Source organism: Pedobacter sp. SYSU D00535 (assembly GCF_017355855.1).
Taxonomy (GTDB): Bacteria; Bacteroidota; Bacteroidia; order Sphingobacteriales; family Sphingobacteriaceae; genus Desertivirga.
Genome location: NZ_JAFEWD010000002.1, coordinates 122,206 through 148,617 on the forward strand (window position 1 = coordinate 122,206; position 26,412 = coordinate 148,617).

The following is a 26,412-nucleotide window of genomic DNA, read 5'->3' on the forward strand; positions in this document are numbered from 1 at the left end:
ATTATTCGGACAGCCTTTTTTCTTTAGATGATGTTCACCCATTTACTGTCCCTGTTACTTTCGAGAACTGCTTCAATAACTTTCATGTTGTTAATAGCATCCAGAAATGGTGTAGGAACTTCAGTGTTCTCGATAATTGCTTTTGAAAATAGATCTCCCTGCAGGGTATACTGATTGACCGGTTCAAAACTGATTTCTTTTGTAGGATTCCCGGCTTTATGAAGCAAAATCCGGGCGGCCTGATCAGGAGCGGCATTTACAGGAATTTCAATTTCCAGGCTGCCTTCTGTGCCGAAAATATGGAAACGTTGAAAAGGATTTAGCTGGGTAGAGCAGGTGAAAGTAGCCGTTCCGTTGCCAAAATCAAGTGTTCCGGAAGTTAGACGATCTGTTTGTGTGGACGGGTCATAATCCACAATTCCATGAACCCGGAAGGGCTCCACGCCGAAAATAAATCTTGACTGCGAGATGCAGTAACAGCCGATATCCATTAACGCTCCGCCGCCTGCAGCCTTGATGTTGCGGATATTCTCCTTGTTAACATTGTAGTAGGAAAAGAAAGCCTGAATAGTTCTCAGCGTGCCGATCGCTCCGCTGTCTACCAGTTGTTTTGCTTCCTGCCATTGGGGATGAAAACGATACATGAATGCTTCCATCAGTTTAAGCTGAGGGTTACGCAGAGAAGTTTCCTGAAGTCGCTCCGCTTCAGCTACGTTCATGGCAACTGGCTTTTCACAAAGTACATGCTTGCCGCTTTCCAATGCTTTTTCAGCCCATTCAACGTGTAAATGGTTGGGCAGCGGAATATAAACTGCTTCGATCTCCGGGTTCTGAAGTAACTCTTCATAAGAGCCGTAAGCGTTCCTTATTCCTGTTTTCGATGCGGCTTCCTGGGCTTTTGCCAAATTTCTTGACGCAATCGCCGTAATTTCACAAAATGCTCCTGCCTGCATCGCCGGAATTACTTTCTGAACTGCAATGTTAGCGGCCCCAAGCACACCCCATCTTATTTTTTTCATACAAGCGAATATAAAACTTGCCGGGCAGGATTCCGATTATGTTTTGGAAAAGGACTTGCCGCTGGCCATGTGGCTAAAAGCAAAAAGGCGTTGATGTAACACCAACGCCGGATAAAAGCCTGTTTTTTGTTGTTACTCGAAAGAGCTTGTTACGTTTGTTATCTTCCAACCTTTAGTGGTATTTGCCATACTTACTATACTTACTTTGTTGAAAGAATCGTATTGCTGGCTGATTTTAACTACTGCCTGCGTTGCATTTACATCTACCAGCTGGTAATTAGTTTTGCAGTTTTGCTGGATATTTTTCAGACCTTTAATAAAGTTCAGCATTTCTTGCCGATCATAATTCAGGATTTTTTGCCCCTGCACAAGGGTGAATTTTACTTCTGTATCCAGGACCTCTGCCACACCTTGAACTTTTCCATGAGAAATAGCATCAATGTAAGTAGTAAGGGCGTAGTCCATTTTGAACTTCCTGTTGTTGGTGTCGTCATTAGCGAAAGCAGTGATCGATAGAACGATTAGAAATGTTGCGGTGAGGGTTTTTAGAGTTTTCATATCTTTTATTTTTAAGCCGTTGTTCTTGTTTGTTGATTCAAAAGTAGGGCGCGTTACCGCGCGGGGAAAGGCTTAATAGGCTGGCGATAGGAACTTCTCGGTGAATGGCCGCATTTTTCAGGCGAAAATTTTTGAAGGATGATTTACCGATATTAAAATGCCGAGTTGAAATACTGCCGGCGTTATTTAAACCCGGCAAAAGCGGATACCGGCCAGTGGCTAAAGCCGTGGCAAGGGATGGTGGTTGGAGAAGGAGTATGAGCGGATGACGGGACTGCAGGTGAGTAAAGAGTGCCTGCTCGTTTCAAAAAAATAATAATTGGCATATTCTTGGGTTTTTGTACTAGCATGTTAAGGTGGATCGACATCATTAAATTTTCCCGCGATGGGAATCCCGAGCCTGAGCGTCGGGTGGACAAGAGCGAAGAAGAGTGGCGGCAGGAACTGAGCGAAGAGGAGTTCCGTGTGACGCGGCTCAAAGGGACAGAAAAGCCCTATTCGGGATCGTATTGCCGTTCGTATGAAGCTGGGCAGTATGTTTGCGTGTGCTGTGGAAGTCTGCTGTTTGACTGGACTGAGAAGTATAACTCTTTGTCCGGGTGGCCTAGCTTCACACAGCCATTCAATAAAGCGGCGATCAAGTATGTGGTGGATAATAGTTTCGGCATGAAGCGGGTTGAAACGTTTATGCAATGTCTGCGATGCCCATTTGGGACACGTGTTTCCGGACGGGCCAGAACCGTCGGGCCTCAGATACTGCATTAATTCCGTAAGTATCCGACGATTGGATGACCCCAATGAGTTGGCTGTTTTTGGAGGCGGTTGCTTCTGGTGCGTAGAGGCGCTGATTCAACAGCTGGACGGCGTTTTAACGGTAGAATCGGGCTATAGTGGAGGCAAAGGTTTTAACCCAACTTACAGGGAAGTGGCCAGTGGCTTAACGGGACACGCGGAAATGGTGCGAGTGAAGTTTAATCCTCGGTCGATCAGTTACGAGCAGCTTTTGAAGCTTTTCTTTTCCATTCATGATGGCAGTTCTATCGATCCCGAAGGAGGAAATTATACGCAGTACCGGTCTATCATACTGTACTATAATGAAGGACAAAAGGAGGTTGCAGAAGCCGTGAAGGCAAAGATGGAAGCAGCGCAGGGAAAGGTGTTGCACACCGAAATTGCGCCTTTCAAGGCTTTCTACAAGGCTGAAGAAAAGCATCAGAACTACTTTCAAAAGAATCCGGAGGCGCCCTACTGTACACAGGTAATTGTCCCAAAACTGGAAAAGCTAAAAGCGAGACTGAAAGGAGTCTAGCCCTTAACGTACTTCAATGCCTCTTGGTTGATGCAATATCTAAGCTGAGTAGGTGTGTCAGGATGTTCAAAAAGGTGTCCGAGGTGTTTACTGCAACCGCTGCAAACGACTTGCGTGCGAATCCTTCCGTAACTTGTTAAGGGTTTTAATTCTACACCTTCAGCAACATGCAACCAGAAGCTTGGGAACCCGCAATGAGCTTCGAAACGCTTATCCCCTTCAAATAAAGGCTGCGCGCAGGATGAGCAGAGGTATGTCCCCTCGTCTGAAGCGAATTTCTGCATGTCCGTTTTGTGGCCGAATGGCATCTTGTACAAACGATTTCGAGCTTTTTTTATTCTGCTATTCTTCAAACAAACTATCCGAGTGGACATTGAATAGGGAAGTAGGTTTTAAGGAAAAAGTAATGTCGGGAACAAAAGTTATTGCAATTGCCGAAGCCGAAAACAAGGGCGGCGTGTACCAAACAGATATTCGGGTTCATCAGCACGAGTTTTTAGTGGATGAGCCAGTGGATTTGGGCGGACAAGATAGAGCCCCATCACCCGGAGACTATGTTTGTGCAGCTCTAGCTTCCTGTAAAGCGATTACCCTGCGGATGTACGCGCAGCGTAAAGGCTGGCAGGTGGATTTGATCAGGGTAAACGTAAAACTGGTGAAGGCAGACGATATTAACACCAACACTTTTTTTTGCACCCTCGAGTTGGAGGGTGACCTGACCGAAGAGCAGAAGGAGCGAATGCTTGCTATCTCAAAAGCTTGTCCGATACAAAAGCTCCTGGAAAGGCCGGCAGAGGTGGTTACGGTAGAAAATTTGAAATAGCCAGACCTGGTTGTCAACGAGCTTCCCTTCATTGAAAAAGCGGGCTCAGATCGACATCTTGGCGTACGGGCTTTTAAATAAAACTTATCTCCCCGTAGGCAGTTGTTTAACTGATGCAACTGATCAGATCCCATCGCACTCTTCCTACCAGCAACCCCATGACACCACCTTGATGGCTCCCTTTCTCTGTTTAAAATTATCTGACTATTATTATGCTGCCTTTACAGGAATATTTCACTCCCTATCATGGAATTTGGTATCTGGACTCTAAATAACGACACAATCATTACGAATATAAATCCTTTTGAACGGATAGTTTTTGCTAAGGACAAGCTAGGTGCCGTTAGTGAGGGGGGCGAGCAGGTTTACAAAGTCTTACTGGACGTGACGAAGTATGCTGCCCTTTCTGCTGATGATATAGAACACTTCAACTTCCTGTTCATCTACACACTCGGTAAATTGGAATTGCCACTTGATAAAATGGTTCTTGCGCTATCTTTGAAAAAGCAGGGGGAATTGCTGGCTTTCAAGCGAGTAGAAGAGTTATACAAGAAAAAGCTCAAAGGTCCGCGTTTTTTTTAAATGCCTTGCAGAAGAATCTTAATACTTCAGGTCTTCGATGTTTTTTGGTCCGATTTTCGTGCACCGTAGTATTAAAATTTCGTACACGTTTTGGTTGAACTGATTCAAATTATTATGCTAACGAAAGAAGAAACAAAGGCAATTCAGGAAAATGTTAGAGAGCAGATCATCAGGATCAATGAGAATATTGTGAATTCAGAAGCTGAGGTACGGGAAAAAAGCATCCACGCCCACGATAATTTAAATAACGACGAGCCGAAAGCTGAGAAGGATTGAGGCCAGAAAATTAGTGCTATGTCGCTACTTCTAGGACTACTTTGGGTAACCGGGGATTTTGGCAAAACTATTCCTGCTGCAACTCCCTGCAGCACCATTGACGACTCAGCGAGGCCTTTAAAATAACGTTGCTGATGCGCAAGGTTGAGGTAAATTTCATATCGGGAAGTAAGAAATCCCGGCGTAACCCCCGCCCAAATTCAATCTCTCTTAATAGGAACGGTCCTGCGGAAAGCTGAACCGCTCCTGGAATTCACTCAATCCAGGGCTGTATAAAGGGATTCCCGTATAACAATGAATTCCTACTATCATCTTACCGATACTATACCTCTACTGTACTTATACTGTACACTAACTGTAGCTTAATCGAAGCTAGAAATTTTAAAAGCGGGCAAATGGGAAGTCGAGCGGCCGGCGAGTGTTAGGCAGGCCTGAGTTCGAATTAACAGTTTCAGCCTTTTAATTTTTAGTTTTGGACAGCGCTTTGGCCCTCTATTTAAGCGCCGAAAGCTACCAACCATGCGGAACATAATCGCGGTATAGATGAATATAGAAATAAAACAGGTCACGCTGGATAATCTCCTTCAGCTGCAAGAAATCAGCCGGCAGACTTTTTCAGAAGCATTTGCAGCCACAAACTCTGAGGAAAATATGGTTAAGTACTTGCAGGAAAGTTTTTCTGCCGAGAAACTAATGACTGAACTTACAAACGAAAACTCAGCGTTTTATTTTGGGATAATCGGGGAAAAGGTGGTTGGCTACTTAAAGCTGAATTCGGGGGCGGCACAAACTGATCTAAAAGACAAGGACGCACTAGAGATAGAGCGGATTTATGTGTTACAGGAATTTCACGGTAAAAAGGTAGCACAATCATTATACAAAAAGGCAATCGAAGTTGCGACTAGACGGAATGCCCGCTTTATTTGGTTAGGTGTTTGGGAAAAGAATCCGCGGGCGATACGCTTTTATAGAAAGAACGGTTTTGTCGAGTTCGATCAGCATATTTTTAAATTGGGAGAAGACGAGCAGACAGATATTCTGATGAAGTTGGAATTAACGCCGCCTGCTGGCTGAAGCTATCTTGCAGTTAAAACCAAATAATATGTCTGGGGAATAAGAACGGGAAAGCAACAGTAAGCCTCTGTTTATTTGTATAAAATACGAGGGCAGACCTACGTGATTTATACTATATTAGTGTTAGCGAAAACTAAGAAAGTTACTGGAAAATGACCTGAAACCCAAAATCAATTGCCTTTATTGAATAATAAGATCCTGAACTTAAAATAAGATAACCATGAAAACCCTAAAGTACCCCCTTTTACTAGTCGCTTTAATAGCTTTATTCAGTTGTGATAAAAAGGATAATGACGACACTAAAAATGTTGACGTCCAAACATTTGTCGAGTTATTGAAATCCGGTAAATACGATTCATCTAATCTTCCATCTTTTACCTACCAGGACATTCCTGCACTGCTACAGTATAGGAACGAAACCCAACTTATTACAAACTTCCCTCGTAATCCGATATCCTCCTTATATGGACCCGAGTGCAAGTTAGGGATGTATGTGTTGTGGACAGTCGAATCAATCAGAGCGGTATCAGCAAATAGTAAGTCGGTTATTATGGGATTTCCTTCTCAAAACCCTACGCTCGCCCTTAAAAATGAAACTGAACTTCGCTTAGTCTCCGACGACCTTTCTCATTCTACAGCGGCTGAAGCCTACTACAATTGGTGGACGAGCAATAAGAATAGAAGCTTTGACCAATTTAAAGACCTCGATCCTTTGAAGGATACGCCGTATAGATGGCATTAAAAAAGCACCTGAAAAATTGGAAATTCTTAGCGTGTAGACTGGTGCCATAAAATCCAAATCGCAATGATAAAATTCACTTCAACCATCTTACAATTTGGTAATAATACAGGTATTGAAGTGCCTGAGCAGATGCTGGAAGAGCTTGGCGGTGGCAAGAAGCCTCTGGTTGTTGTCACCCTAAATAACTATACTTATTGCAGTGCTGTGGCAAAAATGAACGACAAGTTTCTGATAAGCTTGAGCTCCGAAAATCGCAGGAATGCAAACGTTAAGGGCGGCGACCAGTTGGAGATAATACTGGAATTAGACACCGCACCTCGAACAGTTGAATTGCCAGCGGATTTGCAAGAGGCATTAGAAAAAAACGAAACGGCTAAAGTTAATTTTGAAAAACTGGCTCCTAGTAAAAAGAAAGCGCTTATTGTTTCGGTGACAGAAGCAAAGACCGAGGAAACCAGATTGAGGAGAATTGAGAAGGCGGTTCAATCGCTTAGCTAATAAAATGATCAGAGCCTTTAATAAAATAGATACAGCAGCAGTAGTAGCACTTCTGCAGCTTAACACGCCTACTTTCTTTCATCCCTCGGAGGAAGAAGAGTATATCAGGTATCTCGATGAGGATAGCCGCCATTACTTCGTTGTGGAAAGGTCTAACCAAATAATAGCATGTGGCGGCATTAACTATGGCTTTGACGAAGGTAAAACGGCCAGGATCTCCTGGGATATCGTTCATCCAGATTGGCAGCGCAGTGGTCTGGGGAAAGAGCTGATGGTGTACAGACTAAAGGAAATCAGCAGAAGAGGGGGAGTGAGCAGTGTAGTGGTGAGGACAACCCAATTGGTATATGCATTTTATGAAAAATTGGGATTTGCTTTGCAGAAAACCGAAAGGGACTTTTGGGCGAAGGGCTTTGACCTTTACGAAATGCGACTGGAGTTGAGTGAGAGAAATCTTGAGCCGCTTCAAATTTAATTCTAAATTCATCTCAAACTGATCTCTTCTTTTCATTCTTGCAGTCTGATATTAATAACATGAGCTGGACAAGGCGGAAATTTATAAAAGCCAGCCTCTTTTTTGGCGCAGGCCTTACACTAGCTGATGCTTTTTGGTTCGAAAAGTATTTTATTCAAATTAAAGAGTTCTTTGTTGGAGAGAAAAACTCTGAAGAACCGAAATTTAGGGTCGTGCAAGTTTCGGATCTCCACCTCCGCTCCATCACTTCTCAATTGAAGACTTTGGCCAGCAGGGTCAATAGATTGAAGGCCGACTTAATTGTGTTTACGGGAGACTCGATTGACCAGGCAGAAGGTCTCATCCTACTGGATGAATATCTGGAAATGTTTGATAAGCAGGTTAAAAAGGTCGCGATACTAGGAAACTGGGAGTACTGGGGAGGAGTAGATATCAAGCGGCTGAAAAAGGTGTATCATAAGCACAACTGTGATCTGCTGGTGAATGAAACCCGGCGGTACTCATTTCGGGCAAGCTCTATTGCTGTTACGGGCCTGGATGATTTCGTTGGTGGCAACGCCGACATAGAGCTTGCTTTGCACCATTTTGAACCGGCAGATTTTCATATGGTACTGAACCATTGTCCCGCCTATAGCGACAGTATTGCCATTAAAACACCGCCAGATATTAATTTGGATTTGATTTTGAGCGGACACACCCATGGCGGCCAGGTCAACCTGTTTGGGCTGATTCCCTTTCTGCCCGAGGGTAGCGGGTCGTACGTGAGCGGCTGGTATACCGGGAAGCGGAAAAAGTTGTATGTTTCTAAAGGAATTGGTACAAGTATTTTACCGATCAGGTTTGGAGCGAGATCGGAGATCGCAGTTTTTAATCTTGGATAAGAAGGAATTACACTAGGCTGCAATTTTGCAGGGCTTACTCCCCATCGCACGAGCGGCCTATGACTGGGCAAGTAGAAAGTAATTGTACCTAAACTTACTGAATTGGCTTAAATCCGCTCTTTCTCGAATATTCAATTTTGGAGTTGAACAATTCGGCCATCAGCTCTGCCCTCCATTTAGCTGTATTTGCTGTCGGCCCTGCAAATAATTGATCTACCGTTGCAATAAAAAGGGATTTCCAAATAGCAAAATGTGAAGCATCAATCTGCATAGACGCGTGGGGGAGAAAAGGGCTTCCGCCATAGCTATGCTCGTTTAGTAAAACTGTTTCCCAAAAACGATACATTTTATCGAGATGCTCCGGCCAGCGGTCGCCAATTCGGCTGTTAAAGATTGGTCCTAGCAACTCATTGTTCCTTACTCGACCATAAAAATTATTTAACATCAGCTCAATATCTGCCCGTTCTGTTATGTCTCTTTTTTCTGTCATGGCTTCTGTAAAAGTAGGATTATCAAACCTAGAAGGCTAGCTTAGGTTCAAAAAAGTTTTTGGGTTTGGAAAGCTTGATAGCGCCGTTACACTCTAGTTATCCAGGTACGTTGAGACCCGGATGATTTTAAATGTTTTTCGGATTAATAGTTTCTTCGAGTTTCGGTTGATTTTCTTTTGATAATGGTTGAATTTAAAAGCTTAGGTAAGCCGAAAAGCCAAGGCTTAGGGGAGGAGATGACAGGAGAAACGGGTAAACGCACTTTACCCGTTCCGAATTTTTAGGCGCTGGCTTTCTCGCTTAGTAGAGCCTGCTTCCTGTCGATGATTTTTCTAAAGAAACTGGTGAGACTATTTACGTGATAATCAAATGAAAAGGCAAGTCGCTTATCCCACACGTTCTTTCTTATTTGTTCTAGTTTCTGCTTATCCCTTAATTGCTCTCCTAACTCCTCGATCGAGTTAAAAAAGAGCCCTAGTTGATGGTCTTTGACCAGTGTCTGAGTTGCTACGATATGACCTGTGTTGTCGCGCTGTAACATTGGTAAACCAGCCACAGCCAGTGTGGCCATTCGCGCGGGATAATTTAAATCGTCCCAATTAGCACGCATCAGCTCGCCATAATTTTCGCTTTTGAAGAAGTGTAGCCAGCCTGCATCGTATTGAGAAAACTCCTTCACCCAACTCTCCTGAGTAACATTGGAATGAATATGAAGATAGCCCGGAGCCATGCTTTGTGTCTTATCAATCCATTGCTTCCACTGTCCGTGTGTAAAGTCACCATAGAAATGGAGGTGAATTTTCTCTTTCGCTAATTCGGCTACCGTATGTGGGTGCAAACCTATCGGTCTCCCTGGCACCACCGTATGGATCTGACCATCCAGCTCAGAGAGTCGGCCGGATGTCTTCGTTTTAAACCATTCCTTTTTGGGGAGATCGCCATCAAGTACCAATGTGCTGTCCTCACTGCCAGGAACGAACTGAAGGAACCAGTCGCGCATTTCCGGACTGCTATAAATCTGACCATCAGATTTGGTATACAGATCTATCAGCTGATTCCAGGTTCCTTTCTCGAGGCATATGAAGGGCCCTTCTTTGAAATGCCAAACGAAGGGTATTCCCGGATTATTCATCAGCACTTCGTGCGCAAAAGGTACCGCCTGCCAGTTTAGCAAGCCGTAAATTACATCGGGCTGTATCTCCTCCAGGCGTTTCCTCCAATTGTCCGAAGGAATATCTTCGACATGACCAAAAGGGAGAGGACCTACAGAATTATACCAGTAGGGATCTTTCATCCATAAGCCATAAAGCTTGTGTCCCTGTTCTTCCAGGGCTAGCACCCGTTCAGAATTATAGGCGAGCTCTCCCAAGAGTACTATTTTCAGTCCCTTGGACGAGAGAGGTGTGTCAGGGCGTTCTCTGAAGGGTTTGAAATAGTTAACCTCGTCTATATAATTTCCAACGGTGGTGTGATACCTCAACGGTTGGCTTACCTTGTAATACAGCTTATAGGGGTTTATTCCTCCCACCGGTTCCTGCAAAATTTTATGGCGCTGGTGCGGATGATCCACCCACTCACACGTAATCTTTCCAGTTGCTGCAAAAGTTCCGCGTTTGGCAAGCTTGTTCCAAAACATTCGACCAAGGTCGTCCGTAACCAGCTCTTCACGCTCCATCCAGCGGTCGCTGCTTTTTTTGTGCATCACCTGCACCAGTTGAAGCGGATAACCATCGATGACACCAGCGGCGCTGCGGTTATAATGGTGACGTACACCAGAGTAGGCGAGTATTGCCGAAGGATCCTGCTCTAGCTCTGCGGCTAACTCCTGCAGGTGCTCTTTGTAATACACATCGTCCGCCGGAAGATAGGCTATTAAAGGGCTGTTGGCATAAGATAGGGCTCTGTTGAGGCAAAAGCCAAGACCGCAGTTTGTATTGTTCTCAAAATATCGGATTCTGCTATCCCCTAAATAGTCAGAAATAACATCTTGCAAATTATCATTGGAGCCATCATTGACGATTAACAGCTCCCAATGTTTAAGTGATTGTTGTTTTAAACTCTCAATTGCTCTTACTATAAAATTTGCCTGATTATAGACAGGCATGATTACAGAAACCGTTTGCGTGGTAACGTTTTTCATGAATGGCGCGATAGATTATACAAACATGTAAACCAGTTATCCCCGCCAATGTTTGCAATTGCACTACCAAGTCAGCTTCGACAGTATTTTGCGAGTGTATGGAGCTGAGATATAGTTAGTTCATATGGAAGAACTTTTCCCGAAGACTTACATTTCTGGAGGCCGCAACAAGAGAAAGAATAATCACTCCAATCGCTATTGCCAACACCATTTGAAGACTCGACAGGAGGTCGGAGGTAGCGAGCAGTCCCCGTGATTCATGAAGAATTTCTCCCCCAACTGCGGTTTGTATCTTGGTCAGCTCGGCAAGTTGTCCTACCGTTTGCATTAGTTGAAGCTGCCCTTCTTTTGCATAAAGCAATTTGGCTTGTTCGATGCCTCTGTTGTCCGCATGGCTTAGCACTCTTCGCTCCAGCACTTGATAGGCAGCTACTTTCTGCTTGAATTCGTTCAGAAAAGCAGATTCTTTGTCCACCAGATAGGTTTTTTCAAACTGCTTTATCAGGCTTGCTATTTGATGGTCGTGCCTGGTAAGTTCCGATCTCAGCAGCCCCGGGTCCTTGCGCCCATCTGCCAAAAACTTCTCCATTAAAAAACGCTTGCTGTAAAGATTTTCCGTCAGGTAGAATATATCTGTAGCTGGAAGAAGGCGATCGTTATAAATTGAGGTGACAGACTTATTCATCTCCGCTATATTTCTTCGTTCTACGATATTGAATAGAATGATTAAGCCCATCACTCCCATCAGCAAAGAAGCCACCTTGAGCTTTTGCTGAACTGCATAAGTCCATTTCATGTCCTTTATCTTCCTCAAAAAAATTTAAACTAAACCGAAGAGCTATTAATTGGAAAGGCTGGAATATTGAAACTCTGTTCTTCTATTATAACAGCTTTAAAATACGATTGTTATCTTATAGTAAAGATAAAGTTTTCTTTTTAAGAAAAAGGGATAGAGGGTATGAAACTTTCTGATTCAGAGTGTTTTTCTTCTATAAAGAACTCAACTCGTTGATCTCGGATGCTTTCCAGGGTTCAGTCTCACCGGACCGGATGAAAGTAACGACATAAGTATGTGCGGTGCCTGTTTCGTCTTCGATATCAACAGGGACATCCACGCGGTTGTCCTTGATTTGCTCTTGGTTCTTATCAATTGCTGCAGCTTTCGCTAAAATTTCTTCATCTGTATGAGCTCTGTTCATAGGTATTTCTTTTAACTTATGTAAACTTTAGAACGGATTGAAAGTTTTAATTCACGTGATTCTCGGCGGCAACGGGGAACAATAACAGAAAGACTATGGATAAATTTATGCAAATAGCGATAGAGCAAGCTAAGCTGGGTCTTGCTGAAGGAGGAATTCCGATCGGGTCGGTATTAGTCAAAAACGGAGAAGTGGTTGCGACAGGACACAACAAAAGAGTACAGGAAAATAACCCAATTTTGCATGGGGAGATGGACTGCCTCAATAATGCAGGGCGAATTGGTTCTTATCGGGATACTGTGATTTATTCAACGTTAATGCCTTGTTTTATGTGTGCGGGTACTATCGTGCAGTTTAAGATCCCAAAAGTAATTGTAGGCGAGTCAAAAACATTTAGCGGTGCGAGGGAATTTATGGAAGCCCACGGAGTCGAAGTAATAGATCTTGATTTGAGCGAATGCGTGGAGATGATGGAAAATTTCATCCGCCAGAAACCTCAACTTTGGAACGAAGATATTATGGAACTTTAAGCGGTCGAAAGCAGATTCCCAACAATAGCCATCCCCAAAGCAATAATGATAGCCGGCGTAAATCCCCTCACTTCAAACCCTGAGAAGAGTTTGTCGGCTATTTTGATCACAACCGCGGTGACCAGTAGGCGTACCACAAAAGAAATTAATCCCAGGGTGATGATGTTTAGCGGCAGGCGAAGCAAGAAACCAACAGTGGCATTTAGTATTCCTATCACAAGGGCCACCAAAACTGTAGTACCGTAGTTCCTGATTTTTATGGCCGGCAGTAAGAAAGCCAGGGCAAAGAGGATGGCTCCATTAATTAGCAGTTCGACTATAAATCCCATAGCAGCCTACCTGTATTTATAAAGGACTTTGCTGGTAGTACTTTTCGATTGCGTCGCCTATCAGATTCACCTGTTCCTGAGATAGATTACCGCTCACCAGTTGCCAGGTATTATCACCATTATTCAAGATACTTACCTGCTGCCCATCGGGAAGCATTAATTCGAAAGTTTCATCGCGGTGATCTACCTGCACAGACGTTTCTGAGTTGTTGAACAAGATTTTAACTTCAAACGACTTTTCCATAGGTGCTTTTTTTTAATCAAAAGCAAAAATGGCAGGATGGGTTTTAAAAAAATGAATTCTTAGAATTCATCCGGTTCCCTTTCGGGGATATATTCGCCCGTCAGTAACAGCGTCTTTGTGTCAAGGTTGAGCACAAAAGAGATAAGCATTTTCGCTATATCGACTGCATCTATATCTGCACACGCATTAAAGATGCCCAATCTGTAGCCGGCAGTAAATTCGCCCGAATTGAAGTTTTTGAATTTTACTGAACCAGGCTCTACCCGGATATCAAAAACTCTTCCTCTGGTTCTAAAATGATAACTTACCAGCAGTTCTTCAATTTTTTTTAATTTTTTTTTCAGTAGTTCCTCCAAAACAAAATGCTTGGCGGGTTCTTCTGATTTGAATTCTTCCAGCTCATTATCAATAAGTTCGATTGTTACCGATTCTACCATGTTGCCCGAATTTAAGTTGATGTAAACTTACCAGAACAAATTATTTAAGCAAAGGACATACTTTTCTGTAACATCGGGAAGTTAATACACGTAATAATCAGTGTCCTTCTCATAAGGACATGTTTTTCATAGGTAGATGTAGAGCCGGGTCTTAGATCTGGCTCTTTTTTTTAGCGCTCACGCAGATTTCTACAGTTTTTCTCCTAAATGGTCTAGTTTATCGTCCTCAATGTCGAAGAGTATTGCATCCATATCTTCCTTGGTACGGAACGAGTCGATTGGTTTACCAAATTGGGAGAATTTTGCAGGTAACTGCTCGACGTCCATTTTAGTTCGGTAGTACCATTCGGGTTGAAACTCAAACTCGCCGATATGCGAGCCAAGGTAATCGGCATAAATCAGCCAAACCCGGTCATATTTTTTTAGTGCCTGGATGTCGGCATCAACCTTTCGCTGGTACTCCTCCATGCTTCGGGCCTTAAACCGGTAGTCATTTCCTTCAATTGCTTTGAATCTAAGAGGGTAAGCCTTGCCGTAAAACTGATATGGATACTTGGCATTCCAGTAGATGTACACGGCGTCGCCAGGCTTATAATGTTTGTTAATATACATAAAGAGCTCCCGCTGGTGCCAGTTTTTAGAGCCCCCGAAGGTATCCTGGTCCACAATGTTAAGAACAGAATTATAAACGGGGCCCACTAACAGAAAAATGGGCAAGGCATACTTGACAGAAGTGGAATTACGCCACTTATCGGCGATGAATTTCACTGCGACTATACAAGCATTGGCGATGAGGATAATTAGAATGGGAGCGAGATAAACGGTAAGTCTTTCGAAAAAAGGATAAGCTTCTACTCCAGCCGCGAGCAGATGCAGCATAATAGGCGAAAGAAATACCCAGAAAATCTTTTTGCTGCTTCTAAACTGTATGATCACTCCCAATACCAGTAACGCAAAAGGTATCAGTGACATCCGGTAGAGTACTTGCAATAAAGGATTTTCGCCTTTAAACTGGAACCAGCTAAGCCCAAGTGGATAGTCAAGAAGCGAAAAAGGGCGATTCACGAACCACATTAGCTCCTGCAAAGAAGTGGGTGGTAAAGGCATGAACCCGTTCCGGTTTCTGAACCACGCCACCAGCCAACTAGAGTCCTGATAATCTTGCAGAAAAAGAAAGTAGTTAAGTACCACGGTGACCAGCCAGATGGAAAATGGAATCAGCAGATAGGCAATGCGCTTCCAGTCTTTATGATACATGTAATAAAGAGACAGAGCGATGGCCATTCCCCCTAAAACAAACATCATTGAAAAAGAAAACCAAAGTAGAAGTGAGCCATATAGTCCCCAGGTTAGAAGTGATTTAATACTTACGTTTTGATGGAATTTGACGAAGCAAAGCAATGCCAGAACAGAACAAAGTAATCCTGTGCTGTACTGTTTTGCCTCTACTGAATGATAGATGATTGGTGGCGAGAGCGCAATAACTCCTACTGCGAGCACTACGCCAAGTCGTGACATAATAAAGTGCCTCGCGACGGGAACAAATGCAAAAAGGGTGAGGATACCCGATAGGAGGGACAAAAGCCGCAGCGCCATTTCATTCGGCCCAAATAACATCACAAATATTTTGGTAAGGATAATGTAGCCTACAGGAGCTTTCTGCTCATTTTCCAGCGGCATAGTGAGCATTTCCCAAAAGCTCATGTTCACAAAACTGGTAGCTAGAAAAATTTCATCAATCCAGAACGATCGATTGTCTAAGTAATGATACAAGCGAAAAAAAACGCCGATAGCGATTAGACCGTATATAACGCTTGTTAGGTTAATTTGGGTTGATTTGGAGCGAGTTGCAGCCGGCGACTGCTCCAAAGCCGGGGCTCCTTTAAGGTAGATGTGCATATGTAGATGACGTTATAAACTTTGATCAGATGGAGTTGTGCTGTAATATTCAGTCATTCCCACCATTCAACCTGAAGCTTAAATTGCACAACCTCACAATCGCAAGGACTACAAATCAACTTTATAAAATGTTTAAAACAGGTTGGTCTTTTTCATGTGAAAATTTTTCTCTTCAGATTCCGCCGGCAGCGTCTTATCAATTTTTTGCTTTTTTTTGAAACAGGAGAATACGGTTTTCTGTTACACTTCAGCATCACCATGAAATCATCTGTCTGAATGAGCAAGTATGCAATTAACTGGGAGAAAATTAAGGTTGTAATTTTCGACGTAGACGGCACCCTATATATGCAATCCAGATTGCGTAAAAAGATGCTGTTCTCTTTGTTAAGCTACTATAGTTTACGTCCCTGGCAAATCAACGATTTACGAATTCTGCAGCACTTTCGGTCTGAACGCGAGAAGAAGGCAGGATTTTCTGGGACGGATCTTGAAAATGCACAGTACCAATGGTGTGCAGAGCGGGGCAGGTATCCGGTAGATCGTATTAAAAAAGTAGTGGATCATTGGATGTTCAATTATCCAAATAAGTACCTGTCAGATTGTATATATCCCGGGACAAAAAGCTTCTTTGATACTTTAAGAAAACTCGATCTCAGAATAGCGATCTATTCAGACTATAAAGCATACGACAAACTGAAGGCCATGGATCTTCAGGCAGATTTGGTGGTAGCTTCTACTGACTCCCATATCGATCGGCTTAAACCTGACCCAAAAGCTTTGCTTTTTATTGCCGGAGAGTTTGGAGTAAGTCCAGAGGAATGCCTCTTCATCGGCGACCGGGAGGAGCTGGATGGCCGCTGTGCAGAAAACGCAGGGATGCCTTATCTGATTTTAGATAAAAAGCCTTTTGAACTTTTTGATTTTTATAGCCAGCTTGAAGCTCAATTGCTATCGTACCCGAAACCAACAATTTCGCAAATTGCATCATAAAATATACCTATGAAAAACTTTTACCCTCAACCCTTGCCACCCTGAACCCACATTCTACTATCTATTTATATCTATCTACTGCTACTATTAAACGCTCCTATGGAAACTGTTGACGCTGCTCAAACTTCTGTGAAACCGAGAATTATGCCTTCTCATGTTTCAGTGGCCTGCCTGTACTATTCTATCTCGCAGGTGAATCATCAATATTAGAGGATTATCAGATTCCGTTCTGAATAAATGAACAAAGCTAGCCTTGTGCCTGAAAGCAAGGAGGTCAGCACATCAATCTTCGATAGGAACACTATGAAAAACTGCATTGATTAATTTATAACAACTATTCCTATGAATCATTCATCTACCATTCCGAATTCGGAAAACACTCTTGAGAACGTCGTTTTAAGGCCTGCTGGATTAAAAGAGTATGTAACGATTGCCCGCCCCGACCACTGGTTTAAAAACATCTTTATGTTGCCGGGAATGCTGTTCGCCTTTTTGGTTTATAATACACCGCTCTCCTTTTCTTTTTTCTTCAACCTGGTTGCCGGAGTGGTAGCAACTTGTTTAATAGCCTCTGCAAACTATGTAATTAACGAATACCTGGACGCTGAATTTGATCGCTTCCATCCGCTCAAGAAGAACAGAAGTGCAGTACAAACCGTGTTAAATCCTGTCTATGTAGGTATTCAGTGGTTTGTTCTGGCAGGAGTTGGCCTAACGATATCGTACTTTATAAATATGCCTTTTTTGGCGCTGGAAGCCTTCCTGCTATTCATGGGTATCATGTATAATGTAAGACCTTTTCGTACAAAGGAAAGAGTGTATCTGGACGTTTTATCCGAGTCGGTAAACAATCCTATTCGTTTGGCACTGGGTTGGTTCATCTTTGTTCCGGCGGCACTGTTGCCTCAAAGCTTTTCTGATCCTTCATGGATGATCATTCCTCCTTCAAGTATCATCCTTGCCTACTGGATGGGTGGAGCATTTTTGATGGCTACCAAGCGTTTCGCCGAATACCGGTTCATCAACAATCCTGAACAAGCTGGATTATACCGTAGGTCGTTTAAATATTACACGGAAAACAGTCTCCTGATATCCATGTTCTTTTATGCGCTCACTTCAGCATTTTTCCTCGGGATTTTCCTGATTAAACACCGCATAGAGCTTATCATCAGCTTCCCATTCTTCGCCTTATTATTTGCCTGGTACCTGCAAATTGGATTGCGTAAGGATTCAGTAGTTCAAGGTCCGGAGAAACTACACCGCGAGAAAAAGTTTATGGCTTATGTGATCGCGTTCGTAGTACTGCTTATGGCGCTTATCTATATCGATATCCCCGCGTTAACCTGGTTTTTAAAACAGTCTTTTCAATACAATTAATAGTAAATAGTTCAATTGAGCCGGGGTGTCTCTGTCCCAACCCCGGCTTTTAACAGTTTTCTTCAAGCATCTCAATGAGCCGATCATCCGTTGTATTTGTAAAAGAATTGTCCAGATCTCAAGTAAGCCGATTTGTACTTGTTGGAGGCCTTTCCTTTTTAATTGAGTACGTCCTTTTTATTATTTTAGTTGATGTTGCCGGAATTAAGTACACTCAGGCAAATCTGCCTGCCATGACAGTGGCCATCATCTGCAATTATTTCCTCACCAAATGGTTCGTCTTTCAACCCAAACGGCACAATGGTAAAATAACTTTTGTCCTCTTTACGCTGTTTACCCTAATGGGGGTAGTACTAAATCAGTTTATGCTTTGGTTTATGGTTGAACAGATTGCGGTGGACGTAAAAGTGAGTAAAGTACTAGCCGTAAGCACAGTAGCGATCTTCAACTATTTTACAAAAAAGCACTTCGTTTTCTAAGTTTTAATTGCGTTTGCTTGATATAAATTCTTTTCAGGACCACCAGCTTGTGGCGCTGCTCTGCTCTGAAAGATAATGGATACGTTTTGCAGCCATCAATCGTTGTTGTTCCGAGAGAGAAGCCTGATACAAAGACTCGTCGAAATCTTGGTTGAGTTTGCCGATTGCATAGAGAAAAACGAGACGAAAGTTCTCAAGTTCCGTATCTCTTACCCAGTTATACTTCAGAATATCCAAAAAACATTGGTAGGCCTTTTTTCCGTTGCTGATACAAATCTTATTCAGCATTCCTTTCGAGATGAAAATACTTTGATTGGCACTATTGCTGCTGGTAATGCCCTTGTCATCCACTATCCAATTCTTGAGTTTCATAGGTTTGGTCTAAGTGCTACAATAGCGGGACTATGCCGGCCCCGCAGTTCTATCATCTGTGTGTGTTATTAATCGAACACTATTCCTATGCTCCTAAAATCAACTTCCTTGCCAATTTGTGAAAAACATTCTCATCCCGTGAAGACTGCTTCCGATCTGCTTGATTATCAATAAAAAGCAAAACTGTGTTGAATTTATAGCTTTTTGAAAGCGTTTAATTGTTCTACATAGTGAGGCTGCTATTTGTGACTAAGAAAGAAAGCAGCGCTCAGAACTACAAGCAGTTGGAAGAAGAATTGGAGAACTGAAACATTTGGGAAGCAGCGGAGTTGAAATCATGGTGCCTTCAGCACCAATCGTTTTAGAAATGGAAGAAAAAAACTATACGGGTATTATCCCGAATCACGAAACAGGTAAGATAATTGACAGCGTTCGTTCAGTTGAATTAAACACCGAGGAAGAAGCGAAAGCCTTTTTTTCTCTCGCCAAAGAACGGCTACAGAACGTCAATCAATGGCATGAGATTGCAGGTGTAGGAAGCGCCCACTTCCAGTTGATAAATGCTGAGGGGAAGCAGGCAAACCGACTAGTTCACCAAGGCGATTTCTTTAAAATCGATGTTCCCGGCCCGGGCTCTGTGGCTGGCGACGGGTTCGATTGGGTAAGGGTGGAAGAAGTAAAGGAAGTATCAGAGGGAGAAATAGAAAGTCTGGGAATCCGGGTTCGTCCGGCTTCCAATCCTATGAGTCAGGACGACTCTATTGCGCACTTTTATTCAGAAGGCTCAACGAGTAACTTTACCGTCAGTCGTGAAAGGAATAAGATTACCGTTGGAATTTATGATAGAAATACCAAGCCGAATGAAGATACCAGTTCGGTTATTGACAAAGCCCGCGACTTTACTGTTGGCTTAGGTGCTGTAACTGCCTTTTCTGCCTTTCAGTGGGATAAATTGGCCGAAGGAATTCTGCGATCTACCGAAATTGGAGGTTAAGCTCGGGAAAGGGTTAAATGACCATCGTCACTTTTCAAAGAAAGCAGTGTCATTTTTTTGGGTCGTTTAGCTCCTGTAGTTTTACAGCGAAATTAAATGAAGGTTAATGGGCGATGCGTTTCGTATCCCTGTTCTTGGGTCAGGATATTCCGCTGATATCCCTAGAAAGGTAGCAAAGTTAGGAGCAGCTCCCTGAGATCTATGGTAAATGATATCCTGATCAAGCGAATGCGCAAGCTCTACATGGAACAGATCGGGGATTTCATTGGGATAAGTAGCAGAGAAGGACTACCAAGCACTGCTCAATTCCTTATCGAAGTGCTACCTCAGAGATGATGCAAGGTGCGAATTGCCATTTAGAAGGGCGGCTTGCTTCTTGAATTGAGAAAATGCTCTCATCTTAGACACAAGAGCATTTTCAAGTTTATCCCAGAAGGAACTCCGGCGCGTTTACTTCGCGGTTCTCGATGGTGGTAGGCAACTCCAGGTGATAAGCGCCTGACGGGATGATGCCAAAGCCTCCATATCTTTCCATGAGTTTTACTTGCGCCAGCACATCTTCTCCACAATGATCTACGGGCAACTGCTCCCAGAAATCAAAGCCCCCCGTTTCCTTCAGCTTTGCTGTGTCATATAGAATACAACCGCCCACCCAGGCCACTTTATATTTTCGTTGATTCTCGGGAGTTATGCCTAGATTTACTGCCACATGGTGGATATTAGCAGCATTGTGAAGGGGATAGCGCTGCCATTTTTCAGTGCCCGGCCTAACTATTTCAGGTTCCACCGCATCTTCCCAGAATTCTATGTTTTGCTGGTGTGGCCGCCGATCTTCCAGGTAACTCAGGCCAATGAGAGCCATACCTGCGAAACCTGTCCGCTCTTCTTCAATGGCCTTCACCATCCGTTCAATCACATCCGGCTCCAGCACCACATCATCGTCCAAAAACAAGGAATAAGTTCCTGAAGAATTCTCGAGGAGAAATTGTCTCTGCTGAGCAATGCCCCTTTTGGGGAAGTTTGGCAAGATTTTCACCGGATTTTGATGAAATTCTAAAAGTCGTTTGATGGTCTGAATAGTTTTATCATCGCCAACAAATGTATCGCTTTGATCAGCCACTACTACTTCAAAATCTTTAAATGTCTGCGCACAAAGCGCCGTAAGGGTGGCAGTCAGGGCGTGCCTCCGGTTGTATGTAGGAATCAATACAGATACTTTCATTTCCAAGAAAATTAAGCTGCCAATACCTCTTTGTTTACTCCACTGCTTAGTAATTCATCGATCGCTTCCACGACAGATTCTACAGTTACATCTGCAACAAACGAGGTCTCGTGCTTACAGCTGCCATCGTCGTCCTTCCCGAATTTAGTAGCCGAAAGGCCGCACAGCGGGCAGTTGATGGAGAAAGAAGGAAGAGACCGGTTTTGACTTGTGCTCATGGGTAAGCCGGTAACTAAATTTCCGCACCAATAGATCCCTACGGTTGGAGTTTTTAGGGCGCGGGCCAGATGCAGTGGGCCGGTATCGTTCGAAACGAGAACATCGGCTAGAGAAAGCAGTCCCGTCATCCCCGATAGGGATAGCTGGCTGCAAAGATTCTTGATTTCTGTTTTGTACTTCACCTTGTCCATCACTTCATTCACCACCTCACTTTCAAATGGGACGCCGCTTATGTACACATCATAGCCTTTCTCGAAAAGGTAGTCGGCAACGGCGGCAAAGTTTTCTCTGGGCCACCTCCGCCGCATGTCCGATGCCCCCGGATGGATCACTGCGATCGGTTTATCACCTGGGCGGATAACTTTTCGTGCTTCAGCAAAATCTTTTTCCATCACTGCCGCTACCGGTTCTATCGCCGCCGTAGTGGCTCCCACTTTTGCAACCACTTCAAGGTACCTCAATACCTCGCTAAAGTAATAGACGTAAGGGACAGATATATCCAGCGGGGCTGCATTTGGCGTCTTAAGGCCAACGGTCAGCTTTGCTCCCAGCCGTAATAAAAAGGGATTCGAATTACCTCCGCCTCCATGAAGCTGGAAGGCAATGTCAAACTCCTCTTTATGCATTTCCGAAAAGAATTCGCTAAGTACGGCCTCGTCCGGTACAAACCCTTCTACTTCGCTGATGCCCCCATAAGGAGGAACTACCACCACTCGGTCTACCGGTCCCGGCCGGTCTTGCAGGTACTCTTTATGCCATTGCCGCCCCAGGTAGACTATTTCGGCCTGGGGGTAACGATCGCGCAAGGCCTGTAGAGCAGGCAATACAAAAATGTAGTCACCCAATGCGTTGGCCCGCAGAACGGCAATTTTTTTTACGTCAGAAGTGTTTATCATAGTAGAGGTAAATTCTTATTCTAAATCGTCAGGGCGGGTACACAGGCCGAGCAGTTCTGCCTGGGCTACAATATGTCCTTCCATCGCCTTTTCTACATCTTCACGCTCTGATGCTGCGGGCAGATCAAGCATGGTATCTAATGCATAAAGGCGGAACCAGTAATGATGCGTACCCTGAAAATAACGTGGACAAGGACCCTCGTAGCCAAATGTATGGTTGTTGCATAATCCTTCAACGCCGCCCAGAGGTACTTTTCCTTCTTCGACACTTTGTGTAACGGCAGGGATGTTAAACACCATCCAATGAGTCCAGGGTTTCGGCGTAGCATCTACGTCTTCAATAATCAATACGAAACTCTCCGCTTCCTGCGGAATGTCTTCAAATTGTAGGGGAGGACTGATATTCGGTCCGAGGCAAGTGTAGGGCTTGGAAATTTCCTGATTATGCTCAAAAGCAGATTTAATTTTCATGAATATTCTTTGGTTTGAGCTTCAGAAACAAAGAATATTCACGAAAAGTTTAGCGGGAAGGGTAAAAAAGAACTAAGAAGCAAAAGGAGGCTTGCTATAAAGGTCAGTAGTGGATATTTCCATCATCCGTTCAGGATTCGAAAGTTCGGTGAATGCAAATTGCTTGTATAAATTATGAGCATCCGCCGTTGCAAGCATCCATCGTCTTAAGTTTTGCAGGCCGGGGTGCTCCCTGATGAATTCCATCAGCTTTTTCGAGATGCCTTTCCCGCGATAGCGTGGCAGGATGAAAACATCGCCGAGGTACGCGAAGGTTGCGCAATCGGTAATTACGCGCGCAAATCCTATTTGCTGGTCGTCAAGGTAAACGCCAAAACACATCGAGTGCTCTACCGAGCGCTTTACCACTTCAAAAGGTATGTTCTTAGCCCAATAAGATTCCTGACTCAAAAACTGGTGTACAAGCTCCAGGTCCAGCTTGGATTTGTCTGTTGAAATAAGCAGTTCCACCGCAGTTAGTTCCTCATGTTAATATACTGTAGGGGCTGCCCGAAATCTTCATTACGGCATAGTGCGATCACTGCCTGGAGGTCGTCAATCTTTTTGGCCTGTACCCGAACCTGATCATCCATAATAGAAGCCTGAACTTTCAGTCCGCTGTCTTTTATTTTCTTCACGATCTTTTTTGCAGCTTCCTTATCGATACCCTCTTTGATCTTGATTTCTTTTCTGATCATATTACCGGATGCATACTGTTCCTTTCCCATATCCAGGGCTTTGGGGTCAAGTTGTTGCTTTACCATCCGTGAAATGATGGAATCCTGGATGGCTTTCAGACGCATATCATCTTCGGTCACAATAGTGATCTCGTTGGTTTTCTTGTCCAGTTCCACAGTGCTTTTCGAGCCCTGAAAATCGTAGCGGTTTAAGATTTCTTTTTTCGCATTATTGATGGCGTTGTCAAGTGTCTGACCGTCAATTTTGCTTACAATATCAAAGGATGGCATAGCTTTTAATTTGAAGTTTTAAAAATAGTGGATAGATTTAAGAATAAAACAAATTGCATAATAATTGTATTTATTTAGTTAAAAAAACATGAAGAAAAGGAAGTCGGATACCAGTAAGCCCACGAAGAAGAAAGTGAAGAAGGCCGAAAAAAAAGAGCTGCAGAGCGGAATTGCGGAGCGCCTTTTAACGGCTATCAATCTCCTTGGTCATGATGCAGAGCGACTAGCTAAAGATATAAAGAAGATGAGCAAGCAGATTGCTGAAAAGTTATCTGACCGGATAGAGAAAGTTAAAGAAACAGAGAAGAAGGAAGAAAAGAAGAAGGTTAAAAAGGTGAAGGAGCCGGAGAAGAAAGGCTTAAAAAAATCGATTAACAAGGCTGAGAAGGTAGTAGCAAAGGTGGCAGCAGTAAAAGAACCTGCCCAAGCTACCACAACTGATAAGGTATCCAATTTGCCTGATTCTGAGGGAACTTCATTACCAGCGAAACGTGGCAGACGCAAAGTTGTGCCGGAAGAAGCGCAGGCACCTGCAGTTCAGCCGGCAAGGAGGAGAAGGGGTAGAGCTGCAGCATCAGCTGTAGAAGCTGAGCCAGCTAAAGCACCCGCGGCATCAAGAACTCCAAGAAGGAGGAAAGCAGCGCCGGCTGAAGATGTGAAACCTCCAGCTGCTGAAGGCAACCAGGGAGATGAGACGACGTAGATCACCGATACTAACAGTTGGGCATTTTAGGCTGACTTTCAATTAATATTAAGTTAACAATTAATTACACACATTTGCAGTCCCCGCCAAACAGTTGGGACTGTTTTAGTTTAGATACATGCCGAAACAAAAGATACTGCTGACCAACCGGGAAATCAGTTGGTTGTACTTCAATGATCGAGTACTTCAGGAGGCTGCTGATAAAACAGTACCGCTGATAGAGCGTATCCGTTTCCTCGCGATTTTTTCCTCTAACTTAGACGAATTTTACCGCGTGCGTGTCCCTACGCTTAATCGATTGGCTAACGTAAATACCAAGGCCAAGGAGCTCTTTGGTTACAATCCTAAAAAAATTATCAAAGAGGTCAAAAATATTGTGGTAAAGCAGGAACGGCGTTTTAACCATTTATATGAGGATGAAATTATTAAAGAACTGGCAGAGGAACGGATTTTCATCATCAACGAGCGCCAACTCAATGTATCCCGCGGAGATTTCGTAAGGAAATATTTTCGCGATAAATTGCTCTCTACGCTGGTTCCTGTACTACTGGAAGATGGGAAGCCTTTTCCGGAATTGAAGGACCGCGGAATTTATTTCCTGGTGCGACTGTCGAAAAACAACAGCAGCAAGGTAAAGTACAGTTTGATTGAAATACCGACTGATAATTTAGAGCGGTTTGTGGTGCTGCCTGAAACTAACAATCTGAAATTTATCATTCTGCTTGACGATATTATTCGCTACTGCCTGGACGACATCTACTTTATTTTTGACTACGACGAGGTAGAAGCTTATTCCATCCAGTTAACGCGTGATGCCGAATTGGAACTCGACCGCCATGTGAGTGAGAAGTTTATCGAAGCCTTGTCGAAAGGCCTGCAGAAACGCAAAAAGGGTAAGCCTATGCGTTTGTTGTACGATAACAATATGCCATTGGATATGCTCACCTACTTGGTTGCGAAGCTTGATCTCGGTGTAGATGGCCTCATCCCGGGAAACCGCTATCATAACTTCAAAGATTTTATCAGCTTCCCCAATGTTGGAAGGAGAGAATTGGAGTATCCTAAAGTTCCCCCTCTTGAGGTTAAAGGATTGGAACTAAACAAAAGTATCTTTAGTCAGATCGCAAAGAGGGATTACCTGATCAATTTGCCCTATCAGTCGTTTGATTATATTATCCATTTCCTGCGGGAGGCCGCCATTGATCCAAAGGTTACTGAAATTGATATCACCCTTTACAGGTTGGCTCAGAACTCGCGAATCATCAACGCGCTGATTAATGCAGCGAGAAATGGGAAGACGGTAAACTGCCTGGTAGAGCTGAAAGCCCGGTTCGACGAGGAAAACAATATCAAGTGGACCAAACGCCTGGAAGAGGAAGGGGTAAATGTGAACTATGGCTTGTTAGATTATAAAGTGCACTCTAAAATATGTCTGATCACCCGTAAGGAAAAGGGGAAAGTGGTGCACTATGCCAATCTCGCCACAGGAAATTTCAATGAAAAAACAGCCTCGCTCTATTGCGACCACAGCTTGTTCACTACGCACGAGGAGATTACTTCAGAACTTAAGAAGTTGTTCCGGGGGCTGGAGAAGAAGGTGTTCTATAAAGATTATAACTGCCTGATAGTTTCTCCGCTGCAGACCCGTGAGAAAATCTATTCCTTGATCGATCACGAAATCAAAAATGCCAAAGCGGGGAAACCTGCCTACATGGTCCTTAAAATGAATAGCCTGGCCGATGAGGAGATGATAGCAAAGCTGTACGAGGCGGGGCAGGCTGGCGTCCAGATCAAGATGATCATTCGCGGAATGTGTTGCCTGGTGCCGGGCGTACCTGGGGTAAGCGACAATATTGAGGTGGTAAGTATCATCGATAAATACCTGGAACATGCCCGGGTGTGGATCTTTGCCAACGGAGGCGAGGAGAAAATATACCTTTCTTCTGCTGACTTCATGACCCGCAATCTTGATCATCGTGTGGAGGTAGGATTTCCAATATTGGATCCGCGAATCCAAAAAGAGTTGCGGGATATCATCAACATTCAGTTAAAGGATAATACCAAAGCCAGGGAGATTAACAGTCTGAACAATAACAAGTATCGGAAAACCAACAGCAAGGTAGACTACCGGGCACAAATAGATATATACACTTATCTTAAATACAAAAACTACTAA

General features: G+C 43.7%; 33 protein-coding genes and 1 pseudogene. 17 read left to right on the forward strand and 17 right to left on the reverse strand.

Translation table 11 applies throughout. From position 1 onward, the window contains the following. Window positions 1-23 precede the first annotated feature (23 nt). Window positions 24-1,019 (reverse strand): Gfo/Idh/MocA family protein, encoded by a 996-nt coding sequence (locus J4N23_RS04845; RefSeq protein ID WP_207425897.1) that lies wholly within the window; start codon window positions 1,017-1,019, stop codon window positions 24-26. A 132-nt stretch (window positions 1,020-1,151) separates the two neighbouring features. After that, window positions 1,152-1,577: a nuclear transport factor 2 family protein gene (locus J4N23_RS04850; RefSeq protein WP_242689125.1), complete on the reverse strand. Its 426-nt coding sequence runs from the start codon at window positions 1,575-1,577 to the stop codon at window positions 1,152-1,154. Window positions 1,578-1,925: 348 nt separating this feature from the next. On the opposite strand from J4N23_RS04850, the pseudogene msrB reads away from it, so the two are divergent. Continuing rightward, window positions 1,926-2,298 (forward strand): annotated as a pseudogene (gene msrB / locus J4N23_RS20930) (peptide-methionine (R)-S-oxide reductase MsrB); the annotation flags it as partial. A gap of 63 nt (window positions 2,299-2,361) precedes the next feature. Further along, on the forward strand, window positions 2,362-2,886 hold the full coding sequence (gene msrA, locus J4N23_RS20935) for a peptide-methionine (S)-S-oxide reductase MsrA (RefSeq protein WP_242689152.1): 525 nt from the start codon (window positions 2,362-2,364) through the stop codon (window positions 2,884-2,886). On the opposite strand, the gene J4N23_RS21205 is transcribed toward msrA, so the two are convergent. Continuing rightward, window positions 2,883-3,260, reverse strand: a complete 378-nt coding sequence (locus tag J4N23_RS21205; RefSeq protein WP_370527234.1) for a peptide-methionine (R)-S-oxide reductase — start codon at window positions 3,258-3,260, stop codon at window positions 2,883-2,885. The two genes, msrA and J4N23_RS21205, sit on opposite strands and share 4 nt — an antisense overlap. A gap of 32 nt (window positions 3,261-3,292) precedes the next feature. Here J4N23_RS21205 and J4N23_RS04865 point away from each other — a divergent pair, with 32 nt between their 5' ends. The 8 genes from J4N23_RS04865 (at window position 3,293) to J4N23_RS04900 (ending at window position 8,237) form a co-directional block, all read left to right on the forward strand. Beyond that, window positions 3,293-3,709 carry an OsmC family protein gene (locus J4N23_RS04865; protein ID WP_207425899.1) on the forward strand — a complete coding sequence of 139 codons (417 nt, stop codon included), beginning with the start codon at window positions 3,293-3,295 and terminating at the stop codon, window positions 3,707-3,709. A 246-nt stretch (window positions 3,710-3,955) separates the two neighbouring features. Further along, window positions 3,956-4,291, forward strand: coding sequence for a hypothetical protein (locus tag J4N23_RS04870; RefSeq protein WP_207425900.1), 336 nt, complete (start codon window positions 3,956-3,958; stop codon window positions 4,289-4,291). A gap of 114 nt (window positions 4,292-4,405) precedes the next feature. Beyond that, window positions 4,406-4,567 (forward strand): hypothetical protein, encoded by a 162-nt coding sequence (locus J4N23_RS04875; RefSeq protein ID WP_207425901.1) that lies wholly within the window; start codon window positions 4,406-4,408, stop codon window positions 4,565-4,567. A 543-nt stretch (window positions 4,568-5,110) separates the two neighbouring features. Next, complete coding sequence (locus tag J4N23_RS04880) at window positions 5,111-5,641, forward strand: GNAT family N-acetyltransferase (RefSeq protein WP_207425902.1); 531 nt, start codon at window positions 5,111-5,113, stop codon at window positions 5,639-5,641. A gap of 220 nt (window positions 5,642-5,861) precedes the next feature. After that, window positions 5,862-6,383, forward strand: a complete 522-nt coding sequence (locus J4N23_RS04885) for a DUF4943 family protein (RefSeq protein ID WP_207425903.1) — start codon at window positions 5,862-5,864, stop codon at window positions 6,381-6,383. Between the two features lie 63 nt (window positions 6,384-6,446). Further along, window positions 6,447-6,881 carry a YdeI/OmpD-associated family protein gene (locus J4N23_RS04890; protein ID WP_207425904.1) on the forward strand — a complete coding sequence of 145 codons (435 nt, stop codon included), beginning with the start codon at window positions 6,447-6,449 and terminating at the stop codon, window positions 6,879-6,881. Window positions 6,882-6,885: 4 nt separating this feature from the next. After that, window positions 6,886-7,356: a GNAT family N-acetyltransferase gene (locus J4N23_RS04895; protein ID WP_207425905.1), complete on the forward strand. Its 471-nt coding sequence runs from the start codon at window positions 6,886-6,888 to the stop codon at window positions 7,354-7,356. Window positions 7,357-7,415: 59 nt separating this feature from the next. Next, window positions 7,416-8,237 (forward strand): metallophosphoesterase, encoded by an 822-nt coding sequence (locus tag J4N23_RS04900; protein ID WP_207425906.1) that lies wholly within the window; start codon window positions 7,416-7,418, stop codon window positions 8,235-8,237. 94 nt (window positions 8,238-8,331) lie between these two features. Here J4N23_RS04900 and J4N23_RS04905 read toward each other — a convergent pair whose 3' ends face one another. The 4 genes from J4N23_RS04905 to J4N23_RS04920 form a co-directional block, all read right to left on the reverse strand. Then, window positions 8,332-8,727, reverse strand: coding sequence for a group III truncated hemoglobin (locus tag J4N23_RS04905; RefSeq protein WP_207425907.1), 396 nt, complete (start codon window positions 8,725-8,727; stop codon window positions 8,332-8,334). A 281-nt stretch (window positions 8,728-9,008) separates the two neighbouring features. Then, entirely contained in the window at window positions 9,009-10,868 is a 1,860-nt protein-coding gene (locus J4N23_RS04910; protein ID WP_207425908.1) for a glycosyltransferase family 2 protein, read from the reverse strand. Between the two features lie 115 nt (window positions 10,869-10,983). Then, a complete protein-coding gene (locus tag J4N23_RS04915) occupies window positions 10,984-11,682 on the reverse strand; it encodes an MCP four helix bundle domain-containing protein (RefSeq protein WP_207425909.1) in 699 nt (232 codons plus the stop codon). A gap of 175 nt (window positions 11,683-11,857) precedes the next feature. Beyond that, a complete protein-coding gene (locus J4N23_RS04920) occupies window positions 11,858-12,067 on the reverse strand; it encodes a hypothetical protein (RefSeq protein ID WP_207425910.1) in 210 nt (69 codons plus the stop codon). Window positions 12,068-12,162: 95 nt separating this feature from the next. Between J4N23_RS04920 and J4N23_RS04925 the strand changes: the two genes are divergently transcribed. Then, a complete protein-coding gene (locus J4N23_RS04925; protein WP_207425911.1) occupies window positions 12,163-12,597 on the forward strand; it encodes a nucleoside deaminase in 435 nt (144 codons plus the stop codon). Here the strand turns inward: J4N23_RS04925 and J4N23_RS04930 are convergent. The 4 genes from J4N23_RS04930 to J4N23_RS04945 all read right to left on the reverse strand — a co-directional run bounded on the left by J4N23_RS04930 (window position 12,594) and on the right by J4N23_RS04945 (window position 15,506). After that, the gene (locus J4N23_RS04930) at window positions 12,594-12,926 is read right to left on the reverse strand and encodes a phage holin family protein (RefSeq protein WP_207425912.1); all 333 of its coding nucleotides are present in this window, start codon (window positions 12,924-12,926) and stop codon (window positions 12,594-12,596) included. The genes J4N23_RS04925 and J4N23_RS04930 overlap by 4 nt on opposite strands. Before the next feature lie 16 nt (window positions 12,927-12,942). Beyond that, the gene (locus tag J4N23_RS04935; RefSeq protein ID WP_207425913.1) at window positions 12,943-13,170 is read right to left on the reverse strand and encodes a hypothetical protein; all 228 of its coding nucleotides are present in this window, start codon (window positions 13,168-13,170) and stop codon (window positions 12,943-12,945) included. A gap of 59 nt (window positions 13,171-13,229) precedes the next feature. After that, window positions 13,230-13,607 (reverse strand): hypothetical protein, encoded by a 378-nt coding sequence (locus J4N23_RS04940; RefSeq protein ID WP_207425914.1) that lies wholly within the window; start codon window positions 13,605-13,607, stop codon window positions 13,230-13,232. A gap of 189 nt (window positions 13,608-13,796) precedes the next feature. Continuing rightward, window positions 13,797-15,506 (reverse strand): glycosyltransferase family 39 protein, encoded by a 1,710-nt coding sequence (locus J4N23_RS04945; protein ID WP_207425915.1) that lies wholly within the window; start codon window positions 15,504-15,506, stop codon window positions 13,797-13,799. 276 nt (window positions 15,507-15,782) lie between these two features. Here J4N23_RS04945 and J4N23_RS04950 point away from each other — a divergent pair, with 276 nt between their 5' ends. The 3 genes from J4N23_RS04950 to J4N23_RS04960 all read left to right on the forward strand — a co-directional run bounded on the left by J4N23_RS04950 (window position 15,783) and on the right by J4N23_RS04960 (window position 18,352). Next, complete coding sequence (locus tag J4N23_RS04950; protein WP_207425916.1) at window positions 15,783-16,496, forward strand: HAD family hydrolase; 714 nt, start codon at window positions 15,783-15,785, stop codon at window positions 16,494-16,496. A gap of 342 nt (window positions 16,497-16,838) precedes the next feature. Next, complete coding sequence (locus J4N23_RS04955) at window positions 16,839-17,873, forward strand: UbiA prenyltransferase family protein (protein WP_207425917.1); 1,035 nt, start codon at window positions 16,839-16,841, stop codon at window positions 17,871-17,873. A 74-nt stretch (window positions 17,874-17,947) separates the two neighbouring features. After that, the gene (locus tag J4N23_RS04960; protein WP_207425918.1) at window positions 17,948-18,352 is read left to right on the forward strand and encodes a GtrA family protein; all 405 of its coding nucleotides are present in this window, start codon (window positions 17,948-17,950) and stop codon (window positions 18,350-18,352) included. Between the two features lie 33 nt (window positions 18,353-18,385). Here J4N23_RS04960 and J4N23_RS04965 read toward each other — a convergent pair whose 3' ends face one another. Continuing rightward, the gene (locus J4N23_RS04965; RefSeq protein ID WP_207425919.1) at window positions 18,386-18,724 is read right to left on the reverse strand and encodes a hypothetical protein; all 339 of its coding nucleotides are present in this window, start codon (window positions 18,722-18,724) and stop codon (window positions 18,386-18,388) included. A 367-nt stretch (window positions 18,725-19,091) separates the two neighbouring features. On the opposite strand from J4N23_RS04965, the gene J4N23_RS04970 reads away from it, so the two are divergent. Beyond that, entirely contained in the window at window positions 19,092-19,718 is a 627-nt protein-coding gene (locus tag J4N23_RS04970; RefSeq protein WP_207425920.1) for a hypothetical protein, read from the forward strand. Window positions 19,719-20,142: 424 nt separating this feature from the next. On the opposite strand, the gene J4N23_RS04975 is transcribed toward J4N23_RS04970, so the two are convergent. The 5 genes from J4N23_RS04975 to J4N23_RS04995 all read right to left on the reverse strand — a co-directional run bounded on the left by J4N23_RS04975 (window position 20,143) and on the right by J4N23_RS04995 (window position 23,533). Continuing rightward, a complete protein-coding gene (locus tag J4N23_RS04975; RefSeq protein ID WP_207425921.1) occupies window positions 20,143-20,940 on the reverse strand; it encodes a glycosyltransferase family 2 protein in 798 nt (265 codons plus the stop codon). An 11-nt stretch (window positions 20,941-20,951) separates the two neighbouring features. Next, window positions 20,952-22,055 carry a glycosyltransferase family 9 protein gene (locus J4N23_RS04980; RefSeq protein WP_207425922.1) on the reverse strand — a complete coding sequence of 368 codons (1,104 nt, stop codon included), beginning with the start codon at window positions 22,053-22,055 and terminating at the stop codon, window positions 20,952-20,954. Between the two features lie 15 nt (window positions 22,056-22,070). Beyond that, window positions 22,071-22,526, reverse strand: a complete 456-nt coding sequence (locus tag J4N23_RS04985) for a YbhB/YbcL family Raf kinase inhibitor-like protein (RefSeq protein WP_207425923.1) — start codon at window positions 22,524-22,526, stop codon at window positions 22,071-22,073. Between the two features lie 72 nt (window positions 22,527-22,598). Next, the gene (locus J4N23_RS04990; RefSeq protein WP_207425924.1) at window positions 22,599-23,036 is read right to left on the reverse strand and encodes a GNAT family N-acetyltransferase; all 438 of its coding nucleotides are present in this window, start codon (window positions 23,034-23,036) and stop codon (window positions 22,599-22,601) included. Window positions 23,037-23,041: 5 nt separating this feature from the next. Continuing rightward, window positions 23,042-23,533 carry a YajQ family cyclic di-GMP-binding protein gene (locus J4N23_RS04995; RefSeq protein WP_207425925.1) on the reverse strand — a complete coding sequence of 164 codons (492 nt, stop codon included), beginning with the start codon at window positions 23,531-23,533 and terminating at the stop codon, window positions 23,042-23,044. An 88-nt stretch (window positions 23,534-23,621) separates the two neighbouring features. Here J4N23_RS04995 and J4N23_RS05000 point away from each other — a divergent pair, with 88 nt between their 5' ends. Further along, entirely contained in the window at window positions 23,622-24,236 is a 615-nt protein-coding gene (locus J4N23_RS05000) for a hypothetical protein (protein WP_207425926.1), read from the forward strand. Between the two features lie 118 nt (window positions 24,237-24,354). Then, entirely contained in the window at window positions 24,355-26,412 is a 2,058-nt protein-coding gene (gene ppk1 / locus J4N23_RS05005) for a polyphosphate kinase 1 (RefSeq protein ID WP_207425927.1), read from the forward strand.